24 protein-coding genes are annotated in these 18,694 nt (G+C 30.7%); 9 read left to right on the forward strand and 15 right to left on the reverse strand.

The features are described 5' to 3' along the window. Positions 1-97 precede the first annotated feature (97 nt). The 6 genes from dksA (at position 98) to DZ67_RS0103800 (ending at position 5,094) form a co-directional block, all read left to right on the forward strand. Complete coding sequence (dksA, locus tag DZ67_RS0103775; protein ID WP_024787333.1) at positions 98-460, forward strand: RNA polymerase-binding protein DksA; 363 nt, start codon at positions 98-100, stop codon at positions 458-460. Beyond that, positions 457-1,377, forward strand: coding sequence for a hypothetical protein (locus tag DZ67_RS0103780; RefSeq protein ID WP_024787334.1), 921 nt, complete (start codon positions 457-459; stop codon positions 1,375-1,377). The genes dksA and DZ67_RS0103780 overlap by 4 nt, the downstream gene beginning before the upstream one ends. Continuing rightward, positions 1,352-2,278: a tRNA dihydrouridine synthase gene (locus DZ67_RS0103785; RefSeq protein ID WP_024787335.1), complete on the forward strand. Its 927-nt coding sequence runs from the start codon at positions 1,352-1,354 to the stop codon at positions 2,276-2,278. The genes DZ67_RS0103780 and DZ67_RS0103785 overlap by 26 nt, the downstream gene beginning before the upstream one ends. Continuing rightward, positions 2,278-2,880 (forward strand): riboflavin synthase, encoded by a 603-nt coding sequence (gene ribE / locus DZ67_RS0103790; RefSeq protein ID WP_024787336.1) that lies wholly within the window; start codon positions 2,278-2,280, stop codon positions 2,878-2,880. Before DZ67_RS0103785 ends, ribE begins: the two co-directional genes overlap by 1 nt. A gap of 139 nt (positions 2,881-3,019) precedes the next feature. After that, on the forward strand, positions 3,020-4,402 hold the full coding sequence (locus DZ67_RS0103795) for a Do family serine endopeptidase (RefSeq protein ID WP_024791771.1): 1,383 nt from the start codon (positions 3,020-3,022) through the stop codon (positions 4,400-4,402). After that, positions 4,399-5,094: a YaaA family protein gene (locus DZ67_RS0103800; protein ID WP_024787338.1), complete on the forward strand. Its 696-nt coding sequence runs from the start codon at positions 4,399-4,401 to the stop codon at positions 5,092-5,094. Before DZ67_RS0103795 ends, DZ67_RS0103800 begins: the two co-directional genes overlap by 4 nt. Here the strand turns inward: DZ67_RS0103800 and DZ67_RS0103805 are convergent. Genes DZ67_RS0103805 through DZ67_RS0103840 form a run of 8 tightly spaced genes read right to left on the reverse strand, consistent with a single transcriptional unit; the run spans position 5,091 to position 11,138 of the window. Next, a complete protein-coding gene (locus DZ67_RS0103805) occupies positions 5,091-5,630 on the reverse strand; it encodes a hypothetical protein (protein WP_024787339.1) in 540 nt (179 codons plus the stop codon). The genes DZ67_RS0103800 and DZ67_RS0103805 overlap by 4 nt on opposite strands. Continuing rightward, the gene (gene mreC / locus DZ67_RS0103810; protein ID WP_024790736.1) at positions 5,620-6,357 is read right to left on the reverse strand and encodes a rod shape-determining protein MreC; all 738 of its coding nucleotides are present in this window, start codon (positions 6,355-6,357) and stop codon (positions 5,620-5,622) included. Before mreC ends, DZ67_RS0103805 begins: the two co-directional genes overlap by 11 nt. Next, entirely contained in the window at positions 6,350-7,375 is a 1,026-nt protein-coding gene (locus tag DZ67_RS0103815) for a rod shape-determining protein (RefSeq protein ID WP_024787342.1), read from the reverse strand. Before DZ67_RS0103815 ends, mreC begins: the two co-directional genes overlap by 8 nt. Beyond that, the gene (gene clpX, locus DZ67_RS0103820; RefSeq protein ID WP_024787343.1) at positions 7,365-8,591 is read right to left on the reverse strand and encodes an ATP-dependent Clp protease ATP-binding subunit ClpX; all 1,227 of its coding nucleotides are present in this window, start codon (positions 8,589-8,591) and stop codon (positions 7,365-7,367) included. Before clpX ends, DZ67_RS0103815 begins: the two co-directional genes overlap by 11 nt. Continuing rightward, positions 8,575-9,336 (reverse strand): acyl-ACP--UDP-N-acetylglucosamine O-acyltransferase, encoded by a 762-nt coding sequence (gene lpxA, locus DZ67_RS0103825; RefSeq protein WP_024787344.1) that lies wholly within the window; start codon positions 9,334-9,336, stop codon positions 8,575-8,577. The genes clpX and lpxA overlap by 17 nt, the downstream gene beginning before the upstream one ends. Continuing rightward, a complete protein-coding gene (gene fabZ / locus DZ67_RS0103830) occupies positions 9,336-9,776 on the reverse strand; it encodes a 3-hydroxyacyl-ACP dehydratase FabZ (RefSeq protein WP_024787345.1) in 441 nt (146 codons plus the stop codon). The genes lpxA and fabZ overlap by 1 nt, the downstream gene beginning before the upstream one ends. A 20-nt stretch (positions 9,777-9,796) precedes the next feature. Next, on the reverse strand, positions 9,797-10,870 hold the full coding sequence (locus DZ67_RS0103835; protein WP_024787346.1) for an epoxyqueuosine reductase QueH: 1,074 nt from the start codon (positions 10,868-10,870) through the stop codon (positions 9,797-9,799). A 46-nt stretch (positions 10,871-10,916) separates the two neighbouring features. Next, positions 10,917-11,138: a hypothetical protein gene (locus DZ67_RS0103840; protein WP_024787347.1), complete on the reverse strand. Its 222-nt coding sequence runs from the start codon at positions 11,136-11,138 to the stop codon at positions 10,917-10,919. A gap of 94 nt (positions 11,139-11,232) precedes the next feature. Here DZ67_RS0103840 and DZ67_RS0103845 point away from each other — a divergent pair, with 94 nt between their 5' ends. Genes DZ67_RS0103845 through DZ67_RS0103855 form a run of 3 tightly spaced genes read left to right on the forward strand, consistent with a single transcriptional unit; the run spans position 11,233 to position 12,551 of the window. Continuing rightward, positions 11,233-11,727, forward strand: a complete 495-nt coding sequence (locus tag DZ67_RS0103845) for a spermidine synthase (RefSeq protein ID WP_024787348.1) — start codon at positions 11,233-11,235, stop codon at positions 11,725-11,727. A 1-nt stretch (position 11,728) separates the two neighbouring features. After that, positions 11,729-12,298, forward strand: coding sequence for a dephospho-CoA kinase (coaE, locus tag DZ67_RS0103850; protein WP_024790737.1), 570 nt, complete (start codon positions 11,729-11,731; stop codon positions 12,296-12,298). A 22-nt stretch (positions 12,299-12,320) separates the two neighbouring features. After that, a complete protein-coding gene (locus DZ67_RS0103855; RefSeq protein WP_024787350.1) occupies positions 12,321-12,551 on the forward strand; it encodes a hypothetical protein in 231 nt (76 codons plus the stop codon). On the opposite strand, the gene DZ67_RS0103860 is transcribed toward DZ67_RS0103855, so the two are convergent. The 7 genes from DZ67_RS0103860 to gyrB all read right to left on the reverse strand — a co-directional run bounded on the left by DZ67_RS0103860 (position 12,548) and on the right by gyrB (position 18,689). Next, positions 12,548-13,435 (reverse strand): RsmB/NOP family class I SAM-dependent RNA methyltransferase, encoded by an 888-nt coding sequence (locus DZ67_RS0103860; RefSeq protein ID WP_024791772.1) that lies wholly within the window; start codon positions 13,433-13,435, stop codon positions 12,548-12,550. The two genes, DZ67_RS0103855 and DZ67_RS0103860, sit on opposite strands and share 4 nt — an antisense overlap. A gap of 1 nt (position 13,436) precedes the next feature. Further along, positions 13,437-13,823, reverse strand: coding sequence for an Hpt domain-containing protein (locus tag DZ67_RS0103865; RefSeq protein ID WP_024787352.1), 387 nt, complete (start codon positions 13,821-13,823; stop codon positions 13,437-13,439). Then, a complete protein-coding gene (locus DZ67_RS0103870) occupies positions 13,823-15,166 on the reverse strand; it encodes an FAD-dependent thymidylate synthase (protein WP_024787353.1) in 1,344 nt (447 codons plus the stop codon). Before DZ67_RS0103870 ends, DZ67_RS0103865 begins: the two co-directional genes overlap by 1 nt. 233 nt (positions 15,167-15,399) lie before the next feature. After that, on the reverse strand, positions 15,400-15,786 hold the full coding sequence (gene queF, locus DZ67_RS0103880; protein ID WP_024787354.1) for a preQ(1) synthase: 387 nt from the start codon (positions 15,784-15,786) through the stop codon (positions 15,400-15,402). Further along, positions 15,783-16,193 carry a PIN domain-containing protein gene (locus DZ67_RS0103885; RefSeq protein ID WP_024787355.1) on the reverse strand — a complete coding sequence of 137 codons (411 nt, stop codon included), beginning with the start codon at positions 16,191-16,193 and terminating at the stop codon, positions 15,783-15,785. Before DZ67_RS0103885 ends, queF begins: the two co-directional genes overlap by 4 nt. Then, on the reverse strand, positions 16,177-16,404 hold the full coding sequence (locus DZ67_RS0103890; RefSeq protein ID WP_024790738.1) for a hypothetical protein: 228 nt from the start codon (positions 16,402-16,404) through the stop codon (positions 16,177-16,179). Before DZ67_RS0103890 ends, DZ67_RS0103885 begins: the two co-directional genes overlap by 17 nt. An 8-nt stretch (positions 16,405-16,412) precedes the next feature. Next, on the reverse strand, positions 16,413-18,689 hold the full coding sequence (gene gyrB / locus DZ67_RS0103895; RefSeq protein WP_024787356.1) for a DNA topoisomerase (ATP-hydrolyzing) subunit B: 2,277 nt from the start codon (positions 18,687-18,689) through the stop codon (positions 16,413-16,415). Positions 18,690-18,694 lie beyond the last annotated feature (5 nt).

Raw genomic sequence — 18,694 nt, forward strand, 5'->3', positions numbered from 1 at the left:
GAGCTTGCCCGGCCGCTTGAAAAGCGGCGGGGTGGTGAGTTGTGAGTTATGAGTTGCTAAGAAGCCAAGTTTAATTAAGAAATAAAAAGGAGAGAGAATGACAATGAATAACAATCATATTTTTAAAGAAAAACTGCTTGAAAGAAAAAAAGAAATTATTAAAATTCTTGATGACATTACAAACGAAATAAAAGAACTTTCATGTGATGATGTATGCGACGAAGGCGATGAGGCTACAAGTGCAATGGACAGCGGAAGAAAACAGCAAATTTATTTAACACTGAAAAACGAACTTGAAGAAATAAATATTGCCCTAAAAAAAATAGAAGAAGGCACATACGGAATATGTGAAATGTGCGAAGAACCTATAAATAAAGAAAGACTTTTAATAAAACCTTATGCAAAATATTGTATAATATGTAGAGAAATAGTTGAAAAAGAAGGAAAAAACAAAAAATGAAAAAATATTCCGTTTTCAGTCTTATTTTTATTGCATTAATGACTCTTTTTGTTTATATACAGGATAATTCATCTACCGTCTTTTCAATATTTGGAATTAATATCTCTTTGCCTAATGCCGTATGGATAGCACTGTTTTTAGGAATTTTTTATATTTTATCCATTCTCTTTTTTGTTTTTATACATTTACAAACCTTCTTTTATAAAAAAAACATACAAAAAGATATAGAAATAATAATAAATAATATTAAAAACAAAATTCTTTATAAAAACAGTTTAAAAGAAGTCAAAGTTCTTAAATACTGCAACAATTTTGTAAAAAACATCAACGGGCTTAATATAGAACCAAATCCTAGTGAAAAATTTGAATTTTTAGAAGATTTGAAAAAACTTAAAAACGGCAAGGTTATAGAAATCAGCAAATATAAACTGAGTGAAAACAATCCGTGGTATATTTTAAATATAAAAAACAGACTCAAAAAAGATGGAAACTATGCAAAAGAAGTGTTGAGAAAATTTAAAAATGAAGAACTTAAAAAAGAAGCTTTTCAAATTTTTGCCCAAAAAGCCCCTATCGAAGAAATTTTAAAATATAAATATCCCCTAACAAAAGAGATAATACTTTCGCATATAAATGATAAAGATTTAAAAAAACTGCTTGAAATTGCCAAACTCTCTAAATTTGAAGAAATAAAAATAGCAAAAGCACTTTACGGCTCAAGAACGCCTGATGAGGAACTTGAAATAATATTTCCGTTTGTTTACGGAAGTGCTTATTTAGCATTAAAATATGAGCATATTGAAAAAGCAAAAGAAATTATTGAAGAGCATTCACTTAAAATTTTTGAATATATTTTAAAATTAAAAGAATGCGGAGTCAAAATAGACGTTGATGAATATCTTCAGGCAATATCCTAAATTTTTTTTGGCTCCTTTAGCAGGATATACCGACCTTCCATTCAGAAGCGTCGTTAAAAAATTCGGATGTGATTTGACATTTTCTGAAATGATAAATGTAAACGCTTTTGTATATAATAATGAAAAAACAAAAAAAATGATGCAAAAATCCCCAATTGAAACCCCTTATTTTGTACAAATTGCCGCTAATAACACTGAAAACGCAAGAAAAGCTGTAGAAATTATTAATGAAATAGATGAAATTGACGGAATTGACATAAACCTGGGATGCCCCGTAAAAAAAGCCAGAAGAAGCGGATTTGGAGGAATTTTGCTAAAAGATGAAAATAAAGAATTTTTAAAAGAAATTATAAAAGTAATTGTCAATACTTCCAAAAAACCTGTAAGTGCCAAAATAAGGCTTGGATTTGAGAGAAGCGTGGCGGTAGAGAGGGCTAAAATGCTAGAAGATCTGGGAATTAAATTTTTAACTCTTCACGGAAGATCGATCACACAAATGTACAAAGGCAAAAGTAATTATGAAGAAATCAAAAAAGTGGTGAAAGCCGTAAATATCCCGGTAATTGCAAACGGAGACATTACCGATTTCAAAAAAGCCAAATATGTTTTGGAATACACTGGTGCAAAAGGCGTCTCAATTGGAAGAGGTGCTATCGGAAAACCCTGGATTTTTCTTGAAATGAAACAAAGCGGTAATATTACACCTAAGCAGAAAAAAGAAGTAATAATTGAACATTTAAAACAGATGCATAATTTTTACAGAGATTACGGCGTTATTTTATTTAGAAAGCATGCGCACGGATATTCAAAAGGAATAGAAAAAGCAAGCGAATTTAGAAGTAAAATAAATAGTGTTACTGATTTTAATGAAGCGATGAAGCTAATTGAGGAGTATTTTTAATGTTTAACGGAGTAATAAGAGAAATAGGAAAAATAAAAAATTTCAGCAATAACAAACTAAGTATAATTTCAAAATTACAACCGCAAACAGGTGATTCAATAGCGGTAAACGGAGCATGTCTTACGGTTACCAAAATTTTTAGTGACGGATTTGAAGTAGAACTCTCTCCTGAAACCCAAAAAATAGTTGCAATTAAAAATTACCAAAGCGGAAAAAAAGTTCATTTAGAAGAGGCGTTGCGTTTTGGAGACAAAATAGACGGACATCTGATTCAGGGGCATATTGACGCAGTTGGAGAAATACTTGAAATTAAAAAAAACAGAAACTCTTATGATGTAATAATAAAAACAGACCCTAAAATAATGAAATATATTGCCCAAAAAGGCTCTATTGCAATAGACGGGGTCAGCCTTACAATAAATGATGTTTTTTCTGACAGGTTTAGACTGACTATTATTCCCCATACTTTTGAAAACACTCTATTTAGAGAATATAAAATTCATAGGAGGGTAAATATAGAAACAGATTTGTTTGCAAGATATATATATAATATGTTTAAAAAAGAAAATAATAATTTCGATGAGGTTTTGGCCTGGTGGTAATATTAAATGTTAAATGATGAATGTTAAATGTTAAATTGAATGTTAATTTTTAAGAAAAGTTTAAGAAATTTAATATTTTAACCTCTTTTTAATAAAAAAGATTTATACTTATGAAAACAAAAACTTTTAAGGAGAGGTTATGAAAAAGATTATATTAAGCTCATTTTTAGCAGCTGCCCTGTTGGCAGGAAATATCAATATAAAAAGTGACAATTCCACATTAAACAGAGTTGCGCCTAATCAAAATCAGGTTATGTCCTTTTCACCGGTAGTAAAAAAAGTAATCCCTAGCGTTGTAAACATTTCCACCACTAAAATAGTAAAAATAAAAATTCCCGATCAGTTCAGAAGATTTTTCAACGACCCGTTTTTTAAAAGATTCTTCGGACCGTTCGGAAATGTTCCAAACACTCCGAAAGAACAGAAAGAATATGCACTCGGTAGCGGCGTGATTATCTCCAAAAACGGATATATTGTTACAAATAACCATGTTGTATCGGGAGCGACTAAAATTATAGTAAAAACATTTGATGGGAAAAAATATACAGCAAAACTTATAGGAAGCGACCCGGCAACAGATATTGCAGTTATAAAAATAGAAGCAAAAAATTTACATCCTATCACTTTTACAAATTCAAACAAAGTAAAAGTGGGGGATGTTGTTTTGGCTATAGGTGAACCTTTCGGACTCGGAGAGAGTGTAACACACGGAATTATAAGCGCAAAAAACAGAACTTCGATTGGACTAAATTCCTATGAAAACTTCATTCAAACCGATGCGGCCATAAATCCCGGAAACAGCGGGGGAGCTCTCGTGGATTTAAAAGGAAGGCTTATAGGGATAAATTCCGCAATAATTACAAAAAGCGGCGGAAATAACGGAATAGGTTTTGCAATTCCAAGCAATATGGTCAAATTTGTAGCAACTTCACTTATTGAAAAAGGGAAAGTAGTAAGAGGCTACCTTGGGGTTATGATTAGCAATATAGATTCAAGCAAGGCAAAACTGTACGGAATTGACCACGGTGTACTTGTAAACAAGGTTCAAAAAAATTCCGCTGCAAGTAAAGCAGGAATAAAACCTGGGGATATTATTGTGGCTGTTGACGGTGAAAAAGTTAAAAATGCAGGCGAACTTAGAAATAAAATAGCATTTAAAGGAGCGGGGGCCGAAATTACTTTAACCGTATACAGAAACGGAAAATATATAACACTAAAGGCAAAATTAAAAGCTCTAAAAGTAAAAAAAGAAAAAATTCAAAATATTAAACTGCTTGAAGGCCTTACTTTGAAAGAAGAAAAAAATGAAGTAAAAGTAGACAATGTCAATCCAAATTCTTATCCTTCAATGGTGGGCGTTCAAAAAGGCGACATTATACTTGCGGTTAAAACTGTAAAAACGGGAAAATGGGTTGAAATACACTCAATAAATAAATTGAAAACTTTGTTAAAAGGATTGGACAGGGGTGATGCACTACTTAAATTAAAAAGAGAAAATTCAATATTCATAATTCAGTTATGAAAATTTTATTAGCCCCGAGCGAAAGAAAAACAAAGGGGAGAGATTTTTCTCCTATTAATAAAGACTCTTTTATATTCCCTGAAATATATAAAAAAAGAGTTGAAATTGTTAAAAAGTATGATGAGTTTTTGCAAAAGAATACAGATACGAAAAATTTTGGTGATGATAAATCTTCAGTTTTTACACGTCCTACAAAAAAAGCGATTTTAAGATATTCAGGGGTTGCGTTTGAACATTTAGACTATCCTTCCCTGGATAAAGAATCTCAAAATTATATAGATGACAATCTGTTTATTTTTTCCAATCTTTTTGGAGTAATTAGCGCAAAAGATTTAATACCTTTTTATACACTTAAACAGGGGGCAAAACCGGGATTTGATATTTATAAAATGCATAAGGAAATATTTACCCCTATTCTGGATGAAATAAACAAACATGAAGAATTTATAGATTTAAGAGCCAAATTTTATGAAAAAATATATAAACCGAAAAACGCAGTTACTTTTAAATTTATAAAAAACAATAAAATAGTTAGCCATTTTGCCAAGGCTTACAGAGGCAAACTTACAAGAATTATAGCTGTAAATAAACCTTCAAACATTAATGAACTTTTAAAAATAAATTTTCCTGATATTAAAATCATGGAAATAACAGAAAAAAAAGGAATTAGAGAAATAGTCTGCGAAGTTTAAACATCATCAATTCCGTCAAAATCGTCAAATCCGCTGTCAAAATCATTGTCAGGTAAATTATTTTCATAACTTTCATAATAATCATTATCCATTATATCATCACTGTTAGCTGAATTATTTTCATCCAGTTTTTGATCAATTTCATCAAGTTTATTATCAATTTCACCCAGTCTTTCATCAATATAATCAAAATTATTACCGGTTGTTTCATTTATCTCATTTGTATCCATTCCAAGAGATTCTCCAAAATTTTCGGGGGTAACGGAATGATCAAACAATAAATGATAAAGTCCCATCCCGGCCATTGAACCTGTAAGGGAGCCCAAAAAACTATTTCCAAAACCACTTAAGGAACTGCTTGAAGAATGTTTCGTCTGAGTTTGGGTTTGAGTCTGAAAATCCTTGCTTGAGAACTTTTTTTCAACGTCTCCTGATTTTTCTTCCAATTTAGAAACCCTCTTATCTAATTCATCAACCTTCCCAGCCAATTTTTCAATCACCAGGCCCATTTTTTTTAATGTATTTTCAATTTCCATTGTTACCTCCTTCAATTACATAAAAAAATTCCGGATGTAAATCATTATAAAAAAGCTTTACCTTTGCCTCCTGATAAAGTTTCTTTTGTATTATTTCAGTTATTATACCAACTTTCGCACCTTTGTAAAAAATACCGTCAAGCCCGCTTGTAACAACCTCATCCCCTACATTTATATGTTTAAATTTGGGAATATATTTTAATGTATCTGTTTTTCCGTAAAAAATACCTGGAATTTCATTTTTTCCTATATAAACGGTATATCTTGTTTTTTCATTTGAATTAAGAATAGCCAGTGAATAATTTCCTATGTTTTTAATAACCTCCCCGCAAACCAAATTATTATAAACCAATCCTTTAGGCTTAATTAATTTTTTATGATAATTTAAATAAATTTTACTGAAATCAGGCACTGAGGCATAAGAGAGGGTATAAACAAATGTCAGATTGGGTTTATTTATATATTTAAAATATTTTAAATCTCTGCAAGAGTTAATTTTAGCTTCCAGATTATTTATTTTGTTTACCAGCAGTTCATTTTTTTCAACAAGATTTTTAATTTTTTCCGCCTGATTAAAATGCTCATTTATTTGTTCATAAATTTTATTTTTTATAAAAAGAACACTGTTCCCGACATATAAAGAAGATTCAATTATAAAATCCTTAAAAAGAAAAGAAAAGAAAAAAGCTAATAATAAGCTTATAATTAAAATTAATTTTTTACTCATTGATACTTGAAAGAAGTTCTATTTCATCAAGCACTTTTCCGGTACCTTTTGCAACGGCTAAAAGAGGCTCTTCTGCCACATATACAGGAAGGTTAACCAAATCGCTTATATATGAATCAATCCCTCTGAGAAGGGCTCCGCCTCCAGTCATTACAATACCGTTCTCTACAATATCCCCTGCCAAATCAGCCGGGGTATCTTCCAAAACTTCTTTTACAGCTTCACCTATATCTTTTACCGGCTCTTTAAGAGCTTCCCTGATATCTTCGCTTGTAATTGTAATAGTCTCAAGAAGCCCGGAAATTCTGTTTTTACCCTGAATTTGCAAAGTCAATTCCTCTTCAAGTTTAACGGCACTTCCTATTGCTTTTTTAATTTCTTCCGCTGTTCTTTCACCTATAATCAGGTTATATTTTTTATTTATATAATCAACTATGGATTTATCAAACTTATCTCCTGCGACCCTGATTGATTTACTTACCACCAAACCGCCTAAAGATATCACACCTATTTCTGTCGTACCGCCGCCTATATCAATTACCATGCTTCCCTGAGGCTCTTTTACAGGAAGCCCTGCCCCGATTGCAGCAGCCATCGGCTCTTCTATTAAATAAACTTCCCTAGCCCCCGCACTCATGGCAGACTCTTTAACGGCTTTTCTTTCAACCTGGGTTAATCCGAAAGGCACGCAGATTACAATTCTTGGACGAATCAGGGTTTTTCTGTTGTGAACTTTTTGAATAAAATGTCTTATCATCTCTTCAGTTACAGTAAAATCGGCAATTACCCCGTCTTTCATAGGTCTTATTGCCACTATGTTTTTAGGAGTTTTTCCGACCATTTCTTTTGCTTTGAGACCTACAGCCAAAACCTTTCTTTTATGTTTATCATCCTGAATGGCTACAACACTCGGCTCGTTGATAATTATACCTTTTCCCTTAATGCTTACAAGCGTATTTGCAGTACCCAAATCAATTGCTAAATCACTGCTGAAAAGCCCCAATAATTTATTTAGCATTTTTATTCCTTTTTATAAGAATAGGCTCATTCTTTTTTTCTATTACATCTTTTGTAATAATTATTTCATATCCCCTGTATTCAGGCAAATTAAACATAACATCAACCATTGCTTCTTCAAGAATTGCCCTGAGCCCTCTGGCTCCTGTGCCTCTTTGAATGGCTTTTTTGGCAATTGCCCTTAAAGCGTCTTCTTCAAAAGTAAGTTTAACATTATCAAGTGCAAAAAGAGCTTGATATTGTTTAATTAGTGCATCTTTTGGTTCAGTTAAAACTCTAATTAAATCATCTTCATCAAGTTCCCTTAATGTTGCAATTACCGGAAGTCTTCCAATAAGTTCTGGAATTAAACCATATTTAACTAAATCTTCTGGCTCAACTAATGCATAAATATCATCTTTTTTCATTTTTGCTTTTGCATTTCCCAAAAATCCAACGGTTGAACCTTCAAGCCTTTTTTCTATAATATCACCCAGTCCATCAAATGCACCGCCACATATAAATAAAATATTGCTTGTGTCTATTTGTATAAACTCCTGGTTCGGATGTTTTCTTCCACCCTGAGGGGGAACGTTTACTATACTTCCTTCTATAATTTTTAAAAGCGCCTGCTGGACACCTTCTCCGGATACATCCCTCGTAATGGAGCGGTTTTCAGAAAGTCTTGAAATTTTATCAATTTCATCTATAAATACAATACCCCTTTGGGCCCTCTCAATATCCCAGTCGGCAGCCTGAATTAATTTTAATAAAACATTTTCAACATCTTCACCTACATACCCGGCTTCCGTTAAAGAAGTTGCATCTGCTATTGCCAAAGGAACATCAAGAAGCTTTGCAAGAGTTCTTGCTATTAATGTTTTACCGCTTCCTGTAGGCCCTATCATCAAAATATTTGATTTTTGAATTTCTACATCCTGATTCTCACCGTAAAGTATTCTTTTATAATGGTTATAAACAGCAACTGAAACAATTTTTTTAGCTCTTTCCTGACCAATTACATATTCATCCAAATGGGATTTTATCTCTTTTGGAGTTAATAATTTTATCTGCTCGCTTTTTTTATTTTTTTTATCCTGCTTTTCCTCGGCCCCCATTATAATTTCATAAGCGGTTATTACACAGTTTTTACAAATAAAAGCCTTATTGTCCGGTGCTGCCAAAAGAGGGTTATCTTCACTCTCAACACTTCCACAAAAACTACACTTTTCTAACATACGGTATTCCCCTTTTTGAATTTAATACAAACTCGCATAAATGTTTTACATATTTATTGTGATTATTTTCCAGTATTTTTTTTGCTACATCTTTTAACGATTTTCCGCTTTCAAACAGTTCTTTATAAGCTTTTTTAAGTTCATCTATATCGTTTCTGTTCTCAAGCTTTCTCCTAAGCCCTGTAATATTAAGACCCCTTAGTTTTGCCCTGTTTCCCTCAGCTAAACAATAAGGAGGAATATCCTGACTTAAAGCGCTCGCACCGGCTATCATGGCAAATTCTCCTATTTTTACAAATTGGTGAATCGGAGTCATGCCCCCGATTACAACATTGTTTTCTAAAACCACATGCCCGGCTAAAGTTGCCGCATTTGCCAAAATACAGTTATCTCCTATTATTACATCATGCGCCACGTGAACATATCCCATTAAAAGGTTGTTATTACCTATTTTTGTCACTCCGCCTCCGCCTTGGGTCCCTGGATTTATTAAAGTAAATTCACGGATTTTATTATTATCACCTATTACAAGATAGGTTTTTTCACCGTTATATTTTAAATCCTGAGGAATACTTCCTATAACTGCATGGGAAAATATATGATTATTATTTCCTATTTTTGTATATCCCGTAATTACGGCATATGGGTCTATTATACAGTTATCCCCTATTTCTACAAATTCATCAATTATTGCACCCTCTCCTATTTTACAGTTTTTACCAATTTTGCCTTTTATATTATTCATTATTTATCCATTATCATAGCTTTTAAATCTGCTTCGGCTACAATTTCATTATCTATATATGCTTCCCCGTGAAGCATCCAGATTTTCCCTCTTTGTTTAACAGTTGAAACCCTGTATTCCAATCTGTCCCCTGGTCTTACCGGTTTTCTGAATTTAGCATTATCTATACTCATAAAATATACAACTTTGTTTTTTAACTCTTTTTTATCCATTACAGTAAAAGGCAAAACTGCTCCGGTTTGAGCCATACCTTCAATTATTAAAACACCTGGATATATGGGATGGCCAGGAAAATGCCCCTGAAATACAGCATTTGTAATAGAAATATTAAGAAAACCTTCCACATATTCTCCTGTTTTTACACTGGTAATTCTGTCTACCAATAAAAAAGGATATCTGTGTGGAAGCATTTCCTGAATTTCATTAATATTGTAAACCATTCTTTTCCTTTTTTTAAAAATTATATCAAAATTTCCCGTGTGTCAGGATATATTTTAGCTTCTATTTTTATATCAATTGTTTTATCCGTCAGTTTATCTAAAACTATTATAGGCGATAGATTAAACGGTGTGTTTGTAATAATATTTCTAATTTTTAATTCTTCTTTTATATTTAACGGTTTTAAAAAAAGCTCTTTTACATTTTTATAATATTTATTCAAAATTTCATTTACTTTTTTAATTGGGATAAATATAATATTTACCCTGTTTGCATATCCAACTCCATTTTTAATATATTCAATTCTAACCCTTTGTTTTCTATCTAAATATGAATAAAATAAAACATAACTATAAATTATTTCACTTTTCACTTTAAATTTTACACTTTGACGAAGCAGTCTGTAATTTAAAAAGCTCTCTTTTTCAATTTTATATTCAACTCCTTTTTCTTCAAACTTCATTCTATTTTCATAAAAATTTAACCTCTCTTCTATACTTGCTGGAAGTATCTGAAATGGATATGGAGAAATAAGCTCATCAATAATTTCCTGATTTTGTTTTTGCTGCCAGATTCCGTAAATACATCCGCAGTAATCCTGACGGTAAAGCTGATTTTCTTTTGCATATAACTGCTGCTCTTGCGTACCGCCTTTTTTCCTGTAATCAACCACTAAAAAATCGACATCATATTTTCTTTTTACCGCTTTTCCGATTGATGACAGCTGCTCCTGGGATTTCATCGGAGACATAAGAAGTGAAGTTGTTATTTTATTTTCCCCTATTTTTTTGGCGAATTTAGCTGTTGCTTCAAGGGAATGGTCAAAACATATTGAACATCTAATTCCTTTTTCAGGCTCTTCTTCATACCCTTTTACAGCCTTTAACCAGCTTTCATAATCATATTTACCCTCAATATATTCAACCCCTAATTTTTCACAAATTCTTTTTGTATCCATACTTCTTAATTTAAATTCGCTGTATGGATGGATATTCGGGTCGTAAAAATAGCCTGTAATTTTTTCATCCGGATAATCCTCTTTTAGCCTTTTTATAAAATATCCGGCATCCACACTGCAGCATAAATGTACAACCATAAAAAAACCTTATTAATGTTTAATTACAAATGTCAATGTTAAATTTTTAACTAATTTTAGGACAGGAAAGTTCTACACAGATTGTAAAATTATTCCCTTCTTCATTAACAAAAAACCTGTGTTTTTTACAATAATTGGCATTCATATAATTTGCTAACTTCAGTGCTTCAAATTCCGCTTCTTTTTTATCCTTAAAAGTTTTTGGAAGTTCTAAGCTAGTGTCTTTTTTTACACATCCGCATCTTTTTTCAATATCAACTGTATACATTTTTTCTCCTTTTAAGATAATTTTTGTCTTAATATATCTAAATTTTTTTGAAATTTCAAATTTTTTTGCTATATTAAGCCAAAAAAGGATTAAAATGAGTGAAATTAAAAAAGAGATGATGGCACTTGTTGGAGCATGTGTTAGTGAGGGCACTAAGGTTTTAGCTCCAAGTGAATTTAATAATGAGTTTAAAAAAATAATAACTGCTAAATTTGATATTTTCAATGAAGACAGCGAAGAAAAATATGATCTTATAATAGAAGATACACCCACAGATTATATAAGGATATATCAAAAACTAAACGACAAAGGCATATATATTACTACAGCTGAGAGTTTAACAGATAAGGCTTTGTTTGAAAATTTAAGCAAAGTTTTTTATATAGTGCTTCCATATTATTACATTGAAGAAAATAAAATTTACCCACTTGTATTTGCAAGCAAAAAACCTCATCCTACAGCCGATATCATTAGACACAGAAGCGATTTTGTAGAAAATGCATATTATTATCATACTGACATTCATTTGGCTTCTTTTGTAATGCCAAAACATATTTTTGAAGAAATAAAAGACGTTATAAAATTATAAAATGAAAAATGAAAAATTTAAAAACGCTATTGTTTTGACAGGAGGCATAGGTACTGGCAAAAGCACCGTTGCATCTTTACTAAAACTTTACGGATATAAAATAATAGATGCAGATAAAATAAGCAGAAAAGTTTTTAACACAAAAAAAGAACAGATAAAAAAAATTTTTGGAACAGATGACAGAAAAGAGCTTAGAAAAATAGTTTTTAACGACAAAGATAAATTAAAAACACTTGAAGATATAATTTTGCCGGAAGTAAAAAAACGGGTATTAGAACTTGCCAAAAAATATGAAAAAGATGGTGTTGTTTATTTTGTAGACTTGCCACTTTTTTTTGAAAAACAAAATTATCCTGAGTTTGACAAAGTTTTAGTTGTATATACCCCAAAAGATTTTCAAATAAAAAGAGTAATAAAGAGGGATAAAGTAGATGAAAAAGGGGCTTTATCAATTATAAACAATCAAATGAATATTGAAGAAAAAAAACTTAAAGCTGATTTTGTAATAGATAACTCTAAAGATTTAAAACATTTGCAAAAAGAAATTGAAAAATTTTTAAATATGGTATAATGAATTAAAAAAGGAGAGGAATATGAAAAAAACAATACCTATAGCAGAATTTCCACTTGCACATACAAAAGAAGGGGTTATTAGCATAACTCATATAGAAGAACCTTACGGAGAAGGAAGTAAACCGGTTGTAAGTATTGGTATTTCAATTAATGGAGATAAACCTGATTGGAAAGCACACATTCCATATGAAAATATAGATGATGTAATAAGTGCTTTGAAAGCGGCAAAAGAAAAATTTAAAAAAGATTAATTTTTTCTTATTTTACAAAAGAAAAAACCGCTATAAGCATCGGTGGGAAGTATTCTTATTGCCTTTTTTACTTCTTTATTGAATTCTTTATCTTCCCATTTAGTTATGCCTTCTTGAATATTATCAATAGGTAAATTAATTTCCAAAATTTCGGCATTTGAAAATTTATTTAATAAAAAGTCTATATTTTCTTCATTTTCTTCAGGAGAAAAAGTACATGTTGCATAAATCATTTCACCACCCGGTTTTAAACAGTTAAAAGCAGAACTTAAAAGTTCTTTTTGAAGTTTTGAAAATCTTTTAACCCTTTTTAAATTCCACCATGTAACTTCTCCATCAATATGTGCTTCTGAACTGCACGGTGCATCTAAAAACACTTTATCAAACATTTTACCCGTTGCTTTATAAACAAATCTCCCGTCTTTATTATATGTTTGGATATTTTTTGCACCGTGTTCTTTAAAATTTCTTTTCATTCTAAAAAATCTTTTTTTATCAGGCTCAACCGCACTGACTTTTTTTGCAATTTCGCTAAAAATTAAACTTTTTCCACCTGGAGCTGCTGCAAGATCTAAAACCCAGTCATTTTCATTTACATCTAAACTAATCGCTGCTATAATTGATGAAAGGTTTTGAATGTAGATTTTATTTTGTGTATAAACAGAAGATTTAGTTATTTTTTTACGCTCTTCAATTGGCAGCGTAAAAACATATTTATTCCATTCAACTTTGTTAGGAGAAAATCCTTCTTTTTTAAGTTCTTCAATTACTTTTAAATCGGCTTTATGCCTGTTTATCCTAAAAGAAAATTCTTTTTTTTCTTTTAAACCTTTTAAAATTTCAGGATTTATTTTATTAATTCTTTCTTCAAATATTTTTTGCAATTTAAACCTTTGGAAGTTTTTTTAATATGCTCATATCAGCATTACTTAATTCTCTATTGTTTTCAATATCATCATACCATTTGTGAATTTGAGCTGTTGCATCAAAAAGCCACTCAATTACATCTTTTGGAATTTTTTCTTTTCCTCTTACTTTGTCTAAAATATCTTCAATTAAATGGGCATAATTTGAAATTCTTTTAAGTTTTAAATAAGCCGTGGCAGATTTTAAATTATGAAACATTCTAAAAAGATCATTTACAGCTTCCGGATTGGTGTATAACTCTTCTAATAAAAGATCCAGATTATCTTCAATAATATCATAAAGCATTAAAAATTCATCTACAATTTCGCTGTCAAATTCAGAATATAAATAATCTTTAACGCCCACTAAATTATCCTGTTATAATCCTCAAAATCCAGCTTCCAAACCTTTACACCGCAAAACCTATCACCTTCGGGACAAACAGGCCTTAAACCTTCTTTATACCTTATTGCACAAGGAGGTAAGAAATTTTTAGCAGCTTTTACTCCGGCATCTTTTAACTGTTTAACCTGATTATATACTATATCAAAAATTTCCTCCTGGGCATTATAACAAAGTCTCATTTGAGCCTTATGGGCAAATTCATTAAAATCATCATGCTCAATTATTTCAATATTATGAGCATTTAAAAGTGCGTAAGAGGCTTCAGAAAAGCCTAAAATTTCTCTTTCTTTTTCAAAAAAATCATACGCATAATTTATAGCTTCTTCATATAAATCTTTTGCAAATTTTTCTATTACCGGTGGAATATAATAATCTATTTTGTAAATATCCTCTAACTTTGGTCTAATAGCAGGCGAGCGGCGGTGTCTTTGATTTTGAGCATCGGCTGAAAGAGATAGTTTTATATATGAATTAAAGCTTCCAAGTATACTTTCATCTAAATACATACTGCTAAGCCTCATAACACCGGCATAATTTGCATTTAAATTAAAATCATAATCCACAATATCAAAAATCTTAACTTTTTCTTTTATATTATGTTTTTCTTTTATTTTCTCTATATCAATTTCTGGAAAAATTGCTTTTTCATTTTCTGCAAATTCTATTAAAGGTGCCAAATTTTCATCTATTTTTAGCATCTGCTGTTTTAACTGATTTGTAAATTCAGCTGCTTCATCTTTAGCTTCTGGGATTGCTTTTGCGGCTGTGATATACCTTAGGGCTGTTATTACATTTATTGTATGGTAAAGATGGGCATTCATACCCATTGGCAAAAGATATCTTGCAAATTCCTGTGCTTTTTTTTTAGCCGATTTTTTTTGAAATTTTGGAAGTATTTTTTCTATAACGGGAGTTAATTTTTCAATTAATTCTTCATAATAAGAAAACATTTTTTCATAATATTTTTGCCATTTTTCTTTATTGGCATTTTTTGGATATGTAAAATTATCTATTTTCATTTTTGCATATCTTTGAGAGACTTGTTCGGAATTATAAAAAGGGTGCGAATGAAGTAATCTCCAGATTAAAAGCCTGCTCATTCCCTCAATTAAAAAAGTAAAATGATAATGCATAAGCGTTGTATGATGCCCCGCTTTAAAAATGGAATTTAATAGTTCATTTTTTTTATCCCAATTAGCAGCACCTTCCGGAGTTATTATATGCTTTCCAAAATAGCAGCTTCTGGCACTCCCCACTGCGATATCTGTCGGTTTATAATTAGTTTTTAGAGCCGTTATTTTCATTGTCTGCCTTTAATAAAAACACTATTAATTTTTTATATTGTAACATTTTTTTTAAAAATTAAAAAAATTAATATAATACTTAAATCCAATATTCAAATAGCTATTCAGTAAAATCACTACCTTCTTTATCTATAGTATTAAAATTTTGATATTCTTTATAAGAAAGCTTTGTAGACATAATTAAATAATTATATATATTTGCTGATAAAAAAGAGGAAAAATAATAAAATTTTTTATTTTTCTTTATTAATTTTTTCACTGTCTATTTCAATAACGGTATGAACATTCCCCCTCGGATTAAAATCCATTGTAATTTTCATATATTTTGGTTTCAGTTTGTTATAAAGCGTGTCAAAAATTTCATTTGCACTGTCTTCATGTGAAATGTATCTGTTCATAAAAGAATTTATATAAAGCTTTAGGGCTTTAAGCTCAACCACCCATTCATCAGGAATATATTCAAGATAAACTGTTGCAAAATCGGGATATCCGCTTCTTGGACACTTACACATAAACTCTGGCAAGGTGATTTTAATTAAATAATTTTTTTTGTTTTTATTCGGCCATATTTCCATATTTTCAGGATTAAATTCAACAATCTCTTTTTCTCCGTATTTCATAAAATCTCCTCTAAAGTAATTAATTTATTAAATTTTTTATTTTTTAATCCATTAAAAAGTTTTTTATCCCCTGTTAATAAAAGCCCATTCAATTCAATTGTTAATGCTACAAAACTTATATCATTTCTGTCAATATCTTTACATAATTCATATGATTTTTTTAACGATTGTGTTGATAATGTTTCCTCATTTACCAAATAGATTTTTTTTAATACAAATGCAAAAAACTCATCTATTTCTCTTAAAGTTAAATTTGAATATTTTATTATTTTGGGTTTATATTTAAAAATCTCATACACTAAATAATTAGGGGCATAAAAATTGTTATTTAAAAATAATTTCAAATATTTTTCATTTGAAGAAAGCAAAGAAGAAAAAATAATATTTGTATCAATTATTATTTTCATAAATATTTCTTTTTTCCAATAAATCTTTTAAAAAATTTCGATAATAATTTTCATTTATTTCATTAGAAAATTTGTTAATTTCTTGTTCATCTAATTTATTAGATTTATAAAAAATTTCTTTTATTCTTAGATATTCAATAATATCTTCAATATTACCTATATCTTTATCAATTTCTATTAACAATTTTCCATTTTTATAATAAATTTGCATTTTATTCCTTACACATCCAGATTTTCAACTTCTTTTGCATTAGCCTGGATATATTCTCTTCTTGGGGCTACTTCACTTCCCATAAATAGTTCAAATTTTTTGGCCGCTTCTTCGGCATCTTCCATAGTTACCTGCACCAATACCCTGTTTTCAGGATTCATTGTAGTCTCCCAAAGCTGTTCTGGGTTCATTTCTCCTAAACCTTTATATCTTTGTATATTAGCACCTTTTCTTGCTTTGGCAACCACCTCATCCAATAATTCCAAATAATCACCTTCAATCAAATCTTTATATTCTTTTAATTTATTAAAAATTTTTTTAGCTTCTATAAACAAAGGATGATTAAGAAGTTTTTCATCAATTGTTATCTCTTCAAGTCCTCTTGTTGTTTGAATATAAAAATGGTTGTTATGACTTGAAATAATATTAAATCCTATTGATTTTAAATACTCTTCCAAACCTTCAATTGAATCATGCTCTACCAAATATCTTATGACTTCAGGAATATTAAACCTGATTGAAAGTTTTTCAAGCAGCAGTTTATAATAAGCCGCATTTTTGAGTAATTCTTTGAGTTCCGGTTTTCCCACTCCTGTGATATCTATGGAATTTATACCCTGCTCAATTAAAAATTCATTCAGTTCTTTTTCGTCTTTAAGATATTTTTCAATTTTACCTTTTTTGTATCTGTATAAAGGAGGCTGGGCTATATATAAATAATCGTTTTCGATTACTTCTCTTAAATGATTAAAGAAAAATGTCATAATAAGCGTTTGGATATGGCTTCCGTCCACATCCGCATCGGTCATTATAATAATTTTATTGTATCTGATTTTTTCTATGTCAAAATCAGCCCCTATACCTGTTCCAAGTGCGGTAATTATATTTTTAATCTCTTCAGAACTCAGAGCCTTGGCATCCGTAGATTTTTGAGTATTTAAAATTTTTCCCCTAAGAGGAAGGATTGCCTGAAAAACCCTGTCACGTCCCTGTTTTGCACTACCTCCTGCACTGTCTCCTTCAACTAGATACAATTCGGATTCACCTGCATCTTTGCTTTGGCAGTCCGCTAATTTTCCAGGAAGCGTTCCGATACCGACTTTTGCCTGTTTTCTTGTCAGATCCCTTGCTCTTTTTGCGGCAAGTCTACTTCTTGATGCTGCTATTGCTTTATCCGCTATTATTTTTGCGTCATTGGGATTTTCTTCAAAATATCTTGTTAAAAATTCATAAGTAACTTTTTGTGTAATCGGTTTTACGTAAGAACTTCCAAGTTTTCCTTTTGTCTGTCCTTCAAACTGAGGCTCGCTCATTTTAACGCTGATTATTGCATTGATTCCTTCTTTTACATCATCACCTGTAATTTTTATATTGTCTTTAAGTTTCATATTTTTATTTATATAATTAATCACCGCTTTAGAGAGCCCCGCTTTAAATCCGCTTTCATGCGTTCCTCCCTCCGGTGTTTTAATATTGTTTACAAAACTTAAAACCTTTTCATCATAACCGCTGTCATAACATAAAGCAATTTCCAAATCCAATGCTTTTTCTTCATCTTCATAACGGTCATTTGTATAAATAACATCTGTAATGCACTCTTTATTTGTAAGAGTTTTTACAAAATCTTTTATTCCGCCTTCATAATGATAAACTTCTTTAACGCCGTCATTTTCATTTTCAAAATAAATAGTTATATTCGGATTAAGATAAGCTAATTCTTTTAGTCTTTTTTTTAAAATTTCGCTTTTAAATTCAGTGGTTTCAAATATTTCATCATCAGGCCAAAATCTTATTGATGTACCTGTTCTGTTTGTATCTCCTATTATTTCTAAATCGGTTACGGGTTTGCCTCTTTCAAATTCCTGATTATATATTTTTCCGTTTCTTTTAATAGTCATTATCAGTTTTTTACTTAGGGCATTTACTACAGACACCCCTACCCCGTGAAGTCCGCCCGAAACTTTATATGTTTTATTGTCAAATTTTCCTCCGGCGTGAAGTACCGTTAAAACAACGGTGGCTGCCGGTATTTTTTCGTCCGGATGTATATCAACGGGAATTCCTCTTCCGTTGTCTTCTATTTCCGCACTGCCGTCTCTAAGAATTTTTACTTTTATCTTATTAGCATATCCTGCCATCGCTTCATCTATTGAATTATCAACCACTTCATAAACCAGATGATGAAGACCTCTTACACCGGTATCACCGATATACATTCCAGGTCTTTTTCTGACAGCTTCAAGTCCTTTTAAAACTCTTATATTTTTAGCTTTGTATTCACCCATATATA

The organism is Lebetimonas sp. JS138 (genome assembly GCF_000523335.1).
Lineage (GTDB): Bacteria > Campylobacterota > Campylobacteria > Campylobacterales > Nautiliaceae > Lebetimonas.